Raw genomic sequence first — 14,016 nt, 5'->3', positions numbered from 1 at the left:
AGTCCCGCAGCCGCCATTAACGCCCGATAAATACCTGCCACAACAGCTGGCGGAAAATCGGCATCATCGGATGAAATTGCAGGGCGACCAGGCTGGCAAGGGCTGTCACTATCATCACCGGAGCCAGCCAGCGCAGACGGCTTGCCGGCAGATAGCTCGTAGCCCAGTCACGCTGTTTTTTGGCCCGCAGCCAGCGCCAGCCAAGCCAGCCGCCCAGCCACACCAGCAGCGCTACCGCCAGCAGCATCCATTTAAACAGGCTGCTGCTGGCCCCTTTCGGCACATCAATCGCCACGCCAGCCAGAATGCCCGGCAACAGATAGAGCGGCGGCCACAGGATGCAGCCAATAATATTTGGCGGAATAAACTTCTTCACCGGCAGCTCCAGCATCCCCGCTACCAGCGGGATCAGCGGGCGCGTTGGCCCCACAAAGCGACCGACAATAATGGTAAACATGCTGTGCTGATGCAGCGCGTGTTCGGTTTTATCCATCAGCCCCTGATGCTTTTTGATAAAGGACCAGCGGTGCAGCGGCCCCTTAAACTGCCAGCCAATCAGATAGGAGACCCAGTCCCCCACCAGACAGCCGACCGTACCTGCCAGCCAGGCGGGATAAAGGCCAATCTGCCCGCTACCGATCAGGGCGCCAAAAGAGGCCATCAGTACGGTGCCGGGCAGCAGCAGGCCCACCAGCGCCAGCGATTCAAAAAAGGTGATCAGCCCAACGGCCAGCAGCGACCAGGCCAGCGATTGCGTGATTAAGTGTTCCAGCCAGGCTTCCATACTTTCCATCTTCTCTTTTTGTTTGAGGTCGGATTGTCCTGAGCCCCTTCCGATCCGTCAAGGTCTGATTTGTATGGAATACTGACAGAGCAGCCCCCGTTCATGAGCACTGTATAAATAAACATGCTATTATTGCTTATTGATTCAGCAAACGGGCATTCAGGTGAACGACGCACGCGCAGGCTTTCTGCTTACCCGCCACTGGCGGGATACGCCTTCCGGTACTGAGGTAGTGCTGTGGCTGGCAACGGACCAGGGCCCGCAGAGAGTGGTGCTGCCGCCGCAGGAATCCGTGGCGTTTATTCCGCAGATCTATCAGCAACAGGCTGAAGTCCTGCTACAACAGGAGCGCCAGATTCGTTTTGCGCCGCTGAACCTGAAAGACTTCCGTCAGCGTCCCGTCGTGGGGCTGTACTGTCGTCAGTACCGGCAGTTGCTTAAGCTGGAAAAGGTGCTGCGTGAAAACGGCATCATGGTCTACGAAGCTGACATCCGCCCGCCGGATCGCTTTTTAATGGAGCGGTTTATCACCGCGCCTGTCTGGTTCAGCGGCCAGACGGCGGGTAACAGCCTGATTAATACCCGCCTCAAGCCTAATCCTGACTATCGCCCGCCGCTGAAGTGGGTTTCGCTGGATATTGAAACTACCCGCCACGGCGAGCTTTACTGTATCGGGCTTGAGGGCTGCGGTCAGCGAGTCGTCTATATGCTGGGGCCTGAAAACGGCGATGCCAGCAGCCTGGACTTTACGCTGGAATATGTCTCCAGCCGCCCGCAACTGCTGGAAAAACTCAACGCCTGGTTTGCCCGGCACGATCCCGACGTACTGATTGGCTGGAACGTGGTGCAGTTTGACCTGCGCGTGCTGCAAAAGCATGCCGACCGTTACAATGTCCCCTTAAAATTAGGCCGTAATAATGAAGCGCTGGAGTGGCGGGAGCACGGTTTTAAGCCCGGCGTATTCTTTGCCCAGGCTACCGGCAGGCTGATCGTTGACGGCATCGAGGCGCTAAAATCTGCTTTCTGGAACTTTGACTCTTTCAGCCTGGAGGCCGTCTCGCGCGAGCTGCTGGGCGAAGGCAAAGCGATCAATAATCCCTGGGACAGAATGCAGGAGATCGATCAGCGCTTCGCCGAAGACAAACCTGCGCTGGCTCATTACAACCTGAAAGATTGTGAGCTTGTCACCCGCATCTTTGAGAAAACGCAGATCATGCCTTTCCTGCTGGAACGCGCCACGGTGAACGGGCTGGCGGTAGATCGTCACGGCGGCTCGGTCGCGGCCTTCAGCCATCTTTACCTTCCCCGAATGCACCGCGCAGGCTTTGTGGCACCGGGCATGGGAGAAGTTGCGCCGGAGGCCAGTCCTGGCGGCTACGTGATGGATTCACGGCCTGGCCTGTATGATTCGGTGCTGGTGCTGGATTATAAAAGCCTTTATCCCGCAATTATTCGTACCTTTCTGATCGATCCCGTAGGCCTGGTGGAAGGCGTGGCGCATCCCGATGAGAAAGACTCTGTTGCCGGCTTCCGCGAAGCGCGCTTTTCCCGTACCACTCACTGCCTGCCGGAGATAGTCAACCAGATCTGGCAAGGGCGTGAAGCGGCTAAAAAACAGGGTAATCAGCCTCTTTCGCAGGCGCTGAAAATCATTATGAACGCGTTCTACGGCGTGCTGGGCACCAGCGCCTGCCGCTTTTTCGATCCCCGCCTGGCTTCCTCCATTACTCTGCGCGGGCATGAGATCATGCGGCAAACGAAAGAGCTGGTAGAAGCGGAAGGCTTTGATGTGATTTATGGCGATACGGACTCCACCTTCGTCTGGTTGAAATCTCCCCACGACCAGCAGGCGGCAGCAGCAATTGGTCAGCGGTTAGTGACTAAGGTCAATGCCTTTTGGCGTGACCATCTGCAGCAGACGCTTGGGTTGAAAAGCGCTCTGGAGCTGGAGTATGAAACCCATTTCAGCCGCTTCCTGATGCCTACCATTCGCGGGGCAGAACAGGGCAGCAAAAAGCGCTACGCCGGAATGATCCGGGAAGGCGAAACGGAACGAATGGTGTTTAAGGGGCTGGAAACGGTGCGTACGGACTGGACGCCGCTGGCCCAGCATTTTCAGCAGGAGCTTTACCGCCGTATATTTAAGAAACTGCCCTATCAGGATTACATTCGGGAAACCGTACGGCAGCTGCTGGACGGCGAGCTGGATGACCAGCTGATCTACCGTAAGAGGTTGCGTCGCCCGCTGGATGACTACCAGCGCAACGTGCCGCCCCACGTGCGGGCGGCCAGAATCGCCGACGAGCAAAATCAGAAGCTGGGACGCCCTTTGCAGTATCAAAAAGGGGGAAAAATTCGCTACGTGATGGCGACATCTGGTCCGGAGCCGCTGGAGGCAAGGATCACCCCGCCAGACTATGATCACTACCTCACAAAGCAGCTTCAGCCGGTAGCCGAGGGGATACTTCCTTTCCTTGAAGATGACTTTGCTACACTGGTAACAGGTCAGTTGGGGCTTTTTTGACAGGTGACGAACGCGCCACCTTCCAGTACCATAGCGCCCTTCCTGACCCTCTGAATATTTCTGCCGGGCACTGAATGCCGGGCGGTCGTGCTATTGCCTGCAATAACCTCTAATAGAATCGAGCCGAATATCTATGCCTTTTACACTTGGTCAACGCTGGATCAGCGATACGGAAAGCGAATTGGGATTGGGCACTATCGTCGCGGTTGATACGCGTATGGTGACCATACTGTTTCCTGCCACCGGCGAAAACCGTCTTTATGCCAGAAATGATTCTCCTGTCACCCGCGTGATGTTTAATCCGGGCGATACCATCACCAGCTATGAAGGCTGGCAGCTTGAAGTTGAAGAAGTCACCACGGAAAATGGTCTGATGACCTACATCGGCACGCGTCTGGATACCCAGGAAACTGGCGTGGTGATGCGTGAAGTGATGCTCGACAGCAAGCTGGTGTTCAGCAAACCCCAGGATCGTCTGTTCGCCGGTCAGCTCGACCGTATGGATCGCTTTGCCCTGCGCTACCGTGCGCGTAAATATCAGAGCGAGCAATATCGCCTGGCGGTCAGCGGCCTGCGCGGCATGCGTACCAGCCTGATCCCGCACCAGTTGCACATCGCCCATGACGTAGGCCGTCGCCACGCGCCACGCGTTTTGCTGGCGGACGAGGTAGGTCTGGGGAAAACCATTGAAGCCGGGATGATCATCCATCAGCAGCTGCTGGCGGGCCGGGCCGATCGCGTGCTGATTGTGGTGCCGGAAACGTTGCAGCATCAGTGGCTGGTTGAGATGTTGCGCCGCTTTAACCTGCGCTTTGCGCTGTTTGACGACGAACGTTATGCTCAGGCGCAGCTCGACAGCGACAACGCGTTTGAAACCGAACAGCTGGTCATCTGCTCTCTTGATTTCGTGCGCCGCAACAAGCAGCGGCTGGAGATGCTGGCCGATGCCTCCTGGGATCTGCTGATCGTCGACGAAGCGCACCACCTGGCGTGGGAAGAGGGCAAGCCGAGCCGTGAATATCAGGTAATTGAACAGCTGGCTGAGCAAATCCCTGGCGTACTGCTGCTGACCGCAACGCCCGAGCAGCTGGGGATGGAAAGCCATTTTGCCCGTCTGCGCCTGCTGGACCCCAATCGTTTCCACGATTTCGCTGCCTTTGTGGAAGAGCAGCAGCACTTCCGCCCCATCGCCGATGCGGTAACCGGCCTGCTGGCGGATAAAGCGCTGACCCAGGATGAGCTGAATATGCTCAACGATCTGGTGGGCGAACAGGATATCGAACCGCTACTACAAACAGCTAACAGCGACCGCGAAGGGAAACTGGAAGCCCGTCAGGAGCTAATCAGCATGCTGATGGATCGTCACGGTACCAGCCGCGTGCTGTTCCGTAACACCCGTAACGGCGTGAAAGGCTTCCCGAAACGCGAACTGCATCAGATTCGCCTGCCGCTGCCTTCGCAATATCAGACCGCGATTAAAGTTTCCGGCATTATGAGCGCGCGGAAAACTGTCGACGAGCGCGCCCGCGACATGCTCTATCCGGAGCAGATTTATCAGGAATTTGAAGGCGACAGCGGCACCTGGTGGAATTTCGATCCTCGCGTCGAGTGGCTGATGGGCTTCCTGACCAGCCACCGCGAGCACAAGGTGCTGGTGATCTGCGCCAAAGCCGCCACCGCATTGCAGTTAGAGCAGGTCCTGCGTGAGCGCGAAGGTATCCGTGCCGCCGTGTTCCACGAAGGTCTCTCCATCATTGAACGTGACCGCGCGGCAGCCTGGTTTGCTTCTGAAGAAGAAGGTGCACAGGTTCTGCTCTGTTCGGAAATCGGATCTGAAGGCCGTAACTTCCAGTTCGCTAACCAGATGGTGATGTTCGATCTGCCGTTTAACCCCGACCTGCTGGAGCAGCGTATCGGCCGTCTTGACCGTATCGGCCAGGCGCACGATATTCAGATCCACGTGCCCTATCTGGAAAAGACCGCGCAGTCCGTGCTGGTGCAGTGGTACCACGAAGGGCTGGACGCGTTTGAGCACACCTGCCCTACGGGCCGTGCCATCTACGACAACGTCTACGCGAAGCTGGTGGACTATCTGGCCTCGCCGGAAAACACCGAAGGCCTGGATGAGTTTATTGCCGACTGCCGTAAGCAGCATAACGCGCTGAAAAGCCAGCTTGAGCAGGGACGCGATCGTCTGCTGGAGCTGAACTCTAACGGCGGCGAGAAAGCCCAGGCGCTGGCTGAAAAAATCGGCGAGCAGGATAATGACACTGAGCTGGTCAACTTTGCGCTCAACCTCTTCGACATCGTGGGGATCAATCAGGAAGATCGCAGCGATAACATGATTGTGCTGACGCCTGGCGATCATATGCTGGTGCCGGACTTCCCTGGTTTGCCGGAAGATGGCTGTACCATCACCTTTGACCGTGGTCAGGCTTTGTCACGCGAAGATGCGCAGTACGTCACCTGGGAACACCCAATAGTGCGTAACGGTCTGGATCTGATCCTCTCCGGCGATACCGGCAGCTGCGCCCTCTCCCTGCTGAAGAACAAGGCACTGCCGGTCGGCACGCTGCTGGTAGAGCTGATTTATGTGGTTGAGGCGCAGGCGCCGAAACATCTGCAGCTCACCCGCTTCCTGCCGCCTACGCCAGTCAGAATGCTGGTAGACCGTAAAGGCACTAACCTGGCCGGCAAGGTGGAGTTTGAAAGCTTCAACCGCCAGCTTAATGCGGTAAACCGCCACACCGGCAGCAAACTGGTCAACGCTGTGCAGCAGGATGTTCATGAAATCCTGCAGCTGGCTGAAGAAGAGGCCGCAGCCCTGGCTCGTCAGCTGATTGACGTGGCCCGTCAGGAAGCGGACGAAAAGCTGAGCGCGGAACTCTCTCGTCTGGATGCCCTTAGCGCCGTTAACCCGAACATCCGTCAGGATGAAATCGAGGCGCTGGAGAGTAACCGCGAGCAGGTTCTGTCGGCGCTGAACGAAGCGGGCTGGCGTCTTGACGCGCTGCGCCTGATTGTCGTGACGCATCAGTAACCCACAAGGGGGCGGTTTACGCCGCCCCGGATAAATCAAGATGATGGAACCCTACAACCCTCCGCAGGAACCCTGGCTGCATATCCTCTATCAGGATCAGCATATTATGGTGGTGAACAAGCCCAGCGGCCTGCTCTCCGTGCCAGGCCGTCTTGCCGAATATAAAGACAGCGTAATGACGCGAATTCAGCGCGATTTTCCCGCTGCAGAGTGCGTGCATCGTCTGGATATGGCCACCAGCGGCGTGATGGTGGTGGCGATGACCAAAGCGGCGGAGCGTGAACTTAAGCGCCAGTTCCGTGAGCGTGAACCGCAGAAAACCTATGTCGCAAGAGTATTCGGGCATCCCGGGCAGGAAAGAGGGCTGGTCGATCTGCCGCTGATTTGTGACTGGCCGAACAGGCCTAAACAGAAAGTCTGCTTTGAAACGGGGAAAGCGGCGCAAACGGAGTATGAGGTGCTGGAGTATGCGGCAGATAACAGCGCTCGCGTACGGTTAAAACCGATTACCGGGCGCTCTCATCAGCTGCGGGTACATATGCTGGCGCTGGGGCATCCTATCCTTGGAGATAACTTTTATGCTCATGATGAAGCCAGAGCGATGGCGTCTCGTCTGCAGCTGCATGCGGAAAGGTTATCCCTCACCCATCCGCAGTACAAGACGCCCATTACTTTTCATCAGCCAGCCGATTTTTGATCTCATCGTGCGGGATTATTTGAACCCTTTCTCGCGCTTGATCAAATCATAAGCGGCCTGGATCTCCTGCGCTTTCTGCTTCGCCATCTCCATCATTTGCGGCGGCAAGCCCTTTGCCACCAGCTTATCCGGGTGATGTTCGCTCATCAGCTTGCGGTAGGCGCGTTTGATGGTGGTGCCATCATCGCTGCTTTTCACTCCCAGCACGCTACAGGCATCTTCCAGCGTCGGCCCACGCCGCGCCTGGCCAAAACCGCCCTGCGAGCCTGCTCCGCCCTGATAGTGACCGCCGCCGCCAAACTGCTGGCCGCCTTCCATCATGCGCAGGAACTGATCGAACTGCGTCTGCGAAATGCCCAACTCTTCGGCAATCACAAACAGCACTTTTCTCTCATTAGGATGCAGTGAACCATCCGCAAACGCCGCCTGGATTTGAATCTCCAGAAACATCCTGATCAGATCAAAGCGGCCAAAGCAGGCGCTGCGCAGCTCTCGCAATTTGCTGCGAAGGGGATAGTCACCCTCTTTTCCTTCACGAAATGCGCGCTGTGCCGAATTCCTGGCCTCGCCGTGCAGCTGCATACGATCCATTAACAGGGACGCCATCTGAATATCCGCATCGGTCACGCGCCCTTTTGACTTGGTCAAATGGCCCATTACCTGAAACGTGGTGCGGAAAAACAGCGTCTGTCGGGTTTGCTGATTCGCAAAATAGCCCTGTCCCTGAACCGCTCGCGCTTTATCAATCAGGTGGCCGATCAACAGGCCAAACGCTAACCCCCAAAACCCGGTGCCGCTCAATAATCCAAGCACAAGGCCAATTACTTTACCCCAATAGCGCATATACTCCTCAATTCGCCATGCTGAAGGCCAGAAATTGCATTATCATACCTGTCATTCATCCCAGAGCCTAACGCCCAGCTACCAAACACAGGGATTAACACTAGCGCAACGCAGTTGAGTACGTTAGTCTCTGACCGTTTGTCGGCATGATGCCAGTTATCACGGAATTTTCGATACCGCGTATGAAAAAACGACTACCTACTTTGCTGGCCACGCTTATCGGTTCAGCGCTTTACAGCCAGCAAGGTCTGGCCGACGACCTCGCATCACAATGTATGCTGGGTGTGCCAAGCTATACACGTCCTCTGGTTCAGGGAAAAAATACCAATGACCTGCCGGTAACGATTAATGCCGATAAAGCCAAAGGTAACTACCCGGATAACGCCGTTTTTTCAGGCAATGTCGATATCCAGCAGGGTAACAGCCGCATGCTTGCTGACGAGGTACAGCTGCATCAGAAAGAGCAGCCCGGTCAGCCAACGCCGGTGCGCACCGTCGATGCCTTGGGTAATGTGCACTATGACGACAATCAGGTCATCCTGAAAGGTCCGAAAGCCTGGTCAAACCTGAATACCAAAGATACCAACGTCTGGAATGGCGAGTATCAGATGGTTGGCCGTCAGGGCCGGGGCAGCGGCGATCAGATGAAGCTGCGCGGTCAGAACCGCTATACCATTCTGGAAAACGGCACCTTTACCTCCTGTCTGCCGGGCAACAACAGCTGGAGCGTGGCGGGGACAGAAGTGATCGAAGACCGCGAGGAGCAGGTGGCGGAAATCTGGAATGCCCGCTTTAAAATTGGCTCCGTTCCGGTGCTTTACAGCCCCTATCTTCAGTTGCCTATCGGTGACCGCCGCCGCTCAGGCTTCCTGATCCCGAACGCCAAATATGGTAGTTCCAACGGCTTTGAATTCATTCTGCCCTATTACTGGAACATTGCGCCGCAGGCTGATGCCACCATTACGCCGCACTATATGAGCAAGCGCGGGACGCAGTTGCAGAATGAGTTCCGTTACCTGACCCAGGCTGGGGCGGGCCTGATGGAACTGGATTATCTGCCGAGTGACGATCAGTACGAGAAAGATGCCACTTCGCGCAATATCAAAGATGGTGATGACTCCAAGCGCTGGTTGTTCTACTGGAAACACGCCGGTGTCTACGACAAAAACTGGCGCTTCAACGTCGACTATACCAAAGTCAGCGATCCCTACTACTTCACGGATCTCGACTCCACTTACGGTAACTCCACTGACGGCTACGTGACGCAAAAATTTAGCGTCGGCTACGCCGAGAAAAACTGGGACGCCACGCTCTCCACCAAACAGTTCCAGATCTTCTCTACCAACGCCAGCCGCGATGTTTACCGTGCTGAGCCGCAGTTTGACTTTAACTATTACCAGAATGACGTTGGCCCGTTTGATACGCACCTCTATGCACAGGCGGTGAAGTTCACTAACGTTAATGAAGAGCTGCCGGATGCAACCCGTTTGCATCTGGAGCCTACGATCAACCTGCCAATGTCCAACGGCTGGGGAAGCCTTAATACCGAAGCTAAACTGCTGGCTACGCACTATCAGCAGGATGATATCGAGTATTACAATAGCCTCAGTGCCAATCAGGACAACCAGTTGAAAAGCAGCGTGAACCGCGTTATGCCGCAGTTCAAGGTTGATGGCAAGATGGTCTTTGACCGCGACATGGACTGGTCCGAAGGCTACACGCAGACGCTGGAACCGCGTATGCAGTACCTTTATCTCCCTTACCGGGACCAGAGCGATATCCGCGCCTACGACTCCACGCTGCTGCAAAGTGACTATACCGGCCTGTTCCGCGACCGTACCTACAGCGGCCTGGATCGCATCGCTTCCGCTAACCAGCTGACCAGCGGCGTAACCACACGAATTTTTGATAACACTCTGGTTGAACGTTTTAACGCTTCCGTAGGTCAAATCTACTCGTTTACTCCGTCCCGTACCGGTCTGGACAGTGCAGACAGTGACGATCGGGGTAGCCTGGTGTGGGCCGGTGATACCTATTACCGTATCAGCGACCGTTGGAGCACCCGCGGTGGCATTCAGTATGACACCCGCCTTGATAACATTTCGCAAGGCAATGCCGTACTGGAATATCGCCGTGACGCCGACCGTATGGTGCAGTTGAACTACCGCTACACCAGCCCGGAATATATTGAGCAGACGTTGACCCGTATCAGAAATCCGGGTTATCAGGATGGTATTTCTCAGGTGGGCGCAACGGCAAGCTGGCCGATTGCTGATGCCTGGTCAGTGGTGGGCGCCTGGTATTACGATACCAAAGCAAAACAGGCTGCCGATCAGCTGCTTGGCGTGCAGTACAGTTCCTGCTGCTACGCAATCCGGTTGGGGTACGAGCGTAAAATTACCAGTTGGGACACCGACAACCTTAACAGTAAGTATGACAACAAAATCTCATTCAACATTGAGCTACGTGGCCTGAGTCCGTCTTATAGCCTCGGCACCGGTCAAATGCTGCGTCAGGGCATACTGCCTTATCAGCGCTCTTTCTGATGTTGTGATTATTAGTATGCAAACCCGCAGTGCGGATAGAAGAATGGAAAAAGTATGAAGAACTGGAGAATGCTGATCCTCGGTGCAGCGCTGACAGCCAGCACCGCGTTTGCAGCCCCGCAAGTTGTTGATAAAGTTGCCGCTGTAGTCAATAACGGCGTGGTTTTAGAGAGTGATGTAGACAGTATGATGCGCTCGGTGAAAAGCCAGGCACAGCAGGCTGGTCAACAGCTCCCCGATGACAAAACGCTGCGCCATCAGATTGTTGAACGTCTGGTTATGGATAATATTCTGCTGCAGATGGGGAAACAGGCCGGGATCCAGATTTCGGATGCGCAGGTCGATCAGGCGATTCAGAACATCGCTGCGCAAAACAAGATGTCCATCGATCAGCTGCGTAGCCGCCTGGCTTATGATGGCATGAATTACGGCTCCTACCGTGAGCAGATCCGCAAAGAGATGACGCTGTCAGAAGTGCGTAACAATGAAGTGCGTCGTCGCGTGACTATCCTGCCTCAGGAAGTGGATTCTCTCTCCAAACAGGTTGCGTCGCAGAACAACGCCAGCACCGAGTTAAACCTCAGCCACATTCTTCTGCCGCTGCCGGAAAACCCGACTCAGCAGCAGGTTGATGACCAGGAAACGCTGGCGAAGCAGTTAGTCAGCGAAAGCAAAAACGGCGCGGACTTTGGTAAACTGGCGATCACTTATTCAGCCGATCCTCAGGCGCTGAAAGGCGGCAACATGGGCTGGGGCCGTATCCAGGAGCTGCCGTCACTGTTTGCTCAGGCGCTGGTCACCGCGAAAAAAGGCGATATCATCGGCCCGATCCGTTCCGGCGTTGGCTTCCACATCCTGAAGGTGAACGATGTCCGTGGCGACAGCCAGAACATCTCCGTTACCGAGGTACATGCCCGTCATATTCTGCTGAAGCCCTCTCCGGTGATGACTGACGAGCAGGCTCGTCAGAAGCTGGAGCAGGTATCCGCAGAGATTAACAGTGGCAAAACCACCTTTGCCGAAGCGGCTAAACAGCTCTCGCAGGACCCTGGCTCTGCCAATCAGGGCGGCGACTTAGGCTGGAGCTCACCTGAGATGTACGACCCGGCGTTCCGCGATGCGCTAATGAAGCTGAAAAAAGGCCAGATGAGCACGCCGGTGCACTCTTCCTTTGGCTGGCATCTGATTCAGCTGCTGGATACCCGTCAGGTGGATAAAACCGATGCGGCCCAGAAAGAGCGCGCTTACCGCCTGCTGTTCAACCGTAAGTTTGCCGAAGAAGCCCAGACCTGGATGCAGGAGCAGCGTGCTGCTGCATATGTGAAGATTCTGGATGCCAATGCTCAGTAACGTACGCGTTGCGATCACCCCCGGCGAACCCGCCGGGATTGGTCCTGATGTGACCCTTCAACTGGCCCAGCGTGACTGGCCAGTTGAACTGGTCGTGTGTGCCGATCCAGCTTTGTTGCGCGAGCGTGCAGCAAAGCTGGGTTTACCCCTGACGTTAAAAGAGTACCAGCCCGGTCTTGCTGCCCAGCCGCAAAAAGCGGGAACGCTGACCGTGCTCCCTCTCTCCACGCCTCAACCGGTAAAAGCGGGTGAGCTATGCGTGGCCAACAGCCACTATGTGCTGGAAACCTTGACCCGCGCCTGCGATGGCTGCCTGAACGGCGAATTCGCCGCGTTGATTACCGGCCCGGTGCACAAAGGCGTGATTAACGATGCAGGCATCCCTTTCAGTGGCCACACGGAGTTCTTTGCCGATCGCTCGCAGTGCGAACGCGTGGTGATGATGCTGGCAACGGAAGAGCTGCGCGTTGCGCTGGCCACCACGCATTTACCGCTGAAAGCCGTTTCAGACGCAATTACCCGTGAAAGCCTGCATGAAGTTATCGCTATCCTGCATGCCGACTTGCAAAGCAAGTTCGGCCTGGCTTCCCCGCATATTTTTGTCTGCGGCCTGAACCCGCACGCGGGTGAAGGCGGCCATATGGGGCGGGAAGAGATCGATGTGATTATCCCCGCACTGAACGAGCTGCGTCAGCAGGGTATGCAGCTCACCGGCCCGCTGCCGGCAGATACGCTGTTCCAGCCAAAATATTTGCAGCATGCCGATGCCGTCCTGGCGATGTATCATGACCAGGGGCTTCCGGTGCTAAAATACCAGGGATTCGGGCGCGCGGTGAATATCACCCTCGGCCTGCCCTTTATCCGCACGTCCGTTGACCATGGCACCGCCCTTGAGCTGGCAGGCCAGGGCAACGCCGATGCGGGCAGCTTTATTACGGCGCTTAACCTCGCCATCACCATGATCAAGAGCAGTAATGAATAATCGCGTCCATCAGGGCCATTTCGCCCGCAAACGTTTCGGCCAGAACTTCCTTAACGACCAGTACATTATCGACAGCATCGTCTCCGCTATTCACCCGCAAAAAGGCGAGGCGATCGTTGAAATCGGTCCCGGTCTGGGCGCGTTAACCGAACCGGTTGGCGAGCGTCTGGATGCCATGACGGTTATCGAACTTGACCGTGACTTAGCGGCGCGTCTGCAAACCCATCCGTTTTTAGGTCCCAAGCTGACGATTTTTCAGCAGGATGCCATGGCCTTCGACTTCGCGGAGTATGCTCGCGAAAAAGGCCAGTCATTGCGCGTATTTGGCAATCTGCCTTACAACATCTCCACGCCCTTGATGTTCCACCTTTTCAGCTATACTAATGCGATCAAAGATATGCATTTTATGCTGCAAAAAGAGGTGGTAAACCGGCTGGTAGCAGGTCCGGGCAGCAAAGCCTATGGCCGCCTGACCGTGATGGCGCAGTACTACTGCCAGGTTATTCCGGTGCTTGAAGTGCCGCCGGAATCCTTTACGCCAGCGCCTAAAGTTGAGTCAGCCGTGGTGCGCTTAATGCCCCATACGAAGATTGCTAACCCGGTGCAGGATATGCGCTTGCTGAGCAGGATTACCACCGAGGCCTTTGGCAAACGTCGTAAAACGCTGCGTAACAGCCTGGGCCATCTTTTCTCTGCCGAAGCGCTGGCGGAGATGAATATTGACGCTACGCTGCGTGCGGAAAATATCTCTGTGGCGCAATATTGTCAGCTCGCTAACTGGTTGTCTGCGCATCCTCAGCCGCAGGAGAATTAAAACAATGAATGATACGCCCCGAGTTTGTGTGCACGTACAGAGTGCTTATATTGCCTCGCAATCTGTACCTGATGAAGAACGTTATGTGTTTGCTTATACCGTTACCATACGCAATCTGGGGCGTACCGCTGTGCAGTTGCTGGGCCGTTACTGGCTGATTACAAACGGTAACGGGCGCGAGACAGAGGTGCAGGGTGAAGGTGTCATCGGGGAGCAGCCCCACATCGAACCCGGCAGCGAGTTTCAGTACACCAGCGGCGCCGTTCTCGAAACGCCCATGGGCACCATGCAGGGACACTACGAGATGGTTGACAGTGAAGGGGAAACTTTTCAGGTCGACATCCCGGTGTTCCGGCTGGCCATTCCCAGCCATATTCATTAATTCACTTGATTGTACTGGCGCGCCCGGCTTTACGGCCCCGGCGCGTCCGTCGCC

At 55.9% G+C, this 14,016-nt stretch carries 10 protein-coding genes; 8 read left to right on the top strand and 2 right to left on the bottom strand.

Going from position 1 to position 14,016, the window contains the following annotated elements; all coding sequences use genetic code 11:
- Window positions 1-16: 16 nt before the first annotated feature.
- Window positions 17-784 (bottom strand): DedA family protein, encoded by a 768-nt coding sequence (locus SD961_RS02245; protein WP_318788929.1) that lies wholly within the window; start codon window positions 782-784, stop codon window positions 17-19.
- A 163-nt stretch (window positions 785-947) separates the two neighbouring features.
- On the opposite strand from SD961_RS02245, the gene polB reads away from it, so the two are divergent.
- From polB to rluA, 3 genes are all read left to right on the top strand, one after another.
- On the top strand, window positions 948-3,308 hold the full coding sequence (gene polB, locus SD961_RS02240; RefSeq protein ID WP_318788773.1) for a DNA polymerase II: 2,361 nt from the start codon (window positions 948-950) through the stop codon (window positions 3,306-3,308).
- Between the two features lie 133 nt (window positions 3,309-3,441).
- Complete coding sequence (gene rapA / locus SD961_RS02235; protein ID WP_318788772.1) at window positions 3,442-6,348, top strand: RNA polymerase-associated protein RapA; 2,907 nt, start codon at window positions 3,442-3,444, stop codon at window positions 6,346-6,348.
- Between the two features lie 43 nt (window positions 6,349-6,391).
- Window positions 6,392-7,045: a bifunctional tRNA pseudouridine(32) synthase/23S rRNA pseudouridine(746) synthase RluA gene (rluA, locus tag SD961_RS02230; RefSeq protein WP_318788928.1), complete on the top strand. Its 654-nt coding sequence runs from the start codon at window positions 6,392-6,394 to the stop codon at window positions 7,043-7,045.
- A 15-nt stretch (window positions 7,046-7,060) separates the two neighbouring features.
- On the opposite strand, the gene djlA is transcribed toward rluA, so the two are convergent.
- Window positions 7,061-7,888 carry a co-chaperone DjlA gene (djlA, locus tag SD961_RS02225; protein WP_318788771.1) on the bottom strand — a complete coding sequence of 276 codons (828 nt, stop codon included), beginning with the start codon at window positions 7,886-7,888 and terminating at the stop codon, window positions 7,061-7,063.
- A 146-nt stretch (window positions 7,889-8,034) separates the two neighbouring features.
- Between djlA and lptD the strand changes: the two genes are divergently transcribed.
- Genes lptD through apaG form a run of 5 tightly spaced genes read left to right on the top strand, consistent with a single transcriptional unit; the run spans window position 8,035 to window position 13,962 of the window.
- Window positions 8,035-10,434, top strand: coding sequence for an LPS assembly protein LptD (gene lptD / locus SD961_RS02220; protein ID WP_318788770.1), 2,400 nt, complete (start codon window positions 8,035-8,037; stop codon window positions 10,432-10,434).
- Window positions 10,435-10,488: 54 nt separating this feature from the next.
- On the top strand, window positions 10,489-11,784 hold the full coding sequence (surA, locus tag SD961_RS02215) for a peptidylprolyl isomerase SurA (protein WP_318788769.1): 1,296 nt from the start codon (window positions 10,489-10,491) through the stop codon (window positions 11,782-11,784).
- The gene (gene pdxA, locus SD961_RS02210; RefSeq protein ID WP_318788768.1) at window positions 11,774-12,766 is read left to right on the top strand and encodes a 4-hydroxythreonine-4-phosphate dehydrogenase PdxA; all 993 of its coding nucleotides are present in this window, start codon (window positions 11,774-11,776) and stop codon (window positions 12,764-12,766) included. The genes surA and pdxA overlap by 11 nt, the downstream gene beginning before the upstream one ends.
- On the top strand, window positions 12,759-13,580 hold the full coding sequence (rsmA, locus tag SD961_RS02205; protein WP_318788767.1) for a 16S rRNA (adenine(1518)-N(6)/adenine(1519)-N(6))-dimethyltransferase RsmA: 822 nt from the start codon (window positions 12,759-12,761) through the stop codon (window positions 13,578-13,580). Before pdxA ends, rsmA begins: the two co-directional genes overlap by 8 nt.
- Before the next feature lie 4 nt (window positions 13,581-13,584).
- The gene (gene apaG / locus SD961_RS02200; RefSeq protein ID WP_318788766.1) at window positions 13,585-13,962 is read left to right on the top strand and encodes a Co2+/Mg2+ efflux protein ApaG; all 378 of its coding nucleotides are present in this window, start codon (window positions 13,585-13,587) and stop codon (window positions 13,960-13,962) included.
- Window positions 13,963-14,016: the final 54 nt, after the last annotated feature.

The organism is Erwinia sp. MMLR14_017, assembly GCF_033657285.1.
Lineage (GTDB): Bacteria > Pseudomonadota > Gammaproteobacteria > Enterobacterales > Enterobacteriaceae > Erwinia.
Note: the sequence above shows the minus strand (reverse complement) of the source record. Positions and strands in the feature narration are given on the sequence as shown.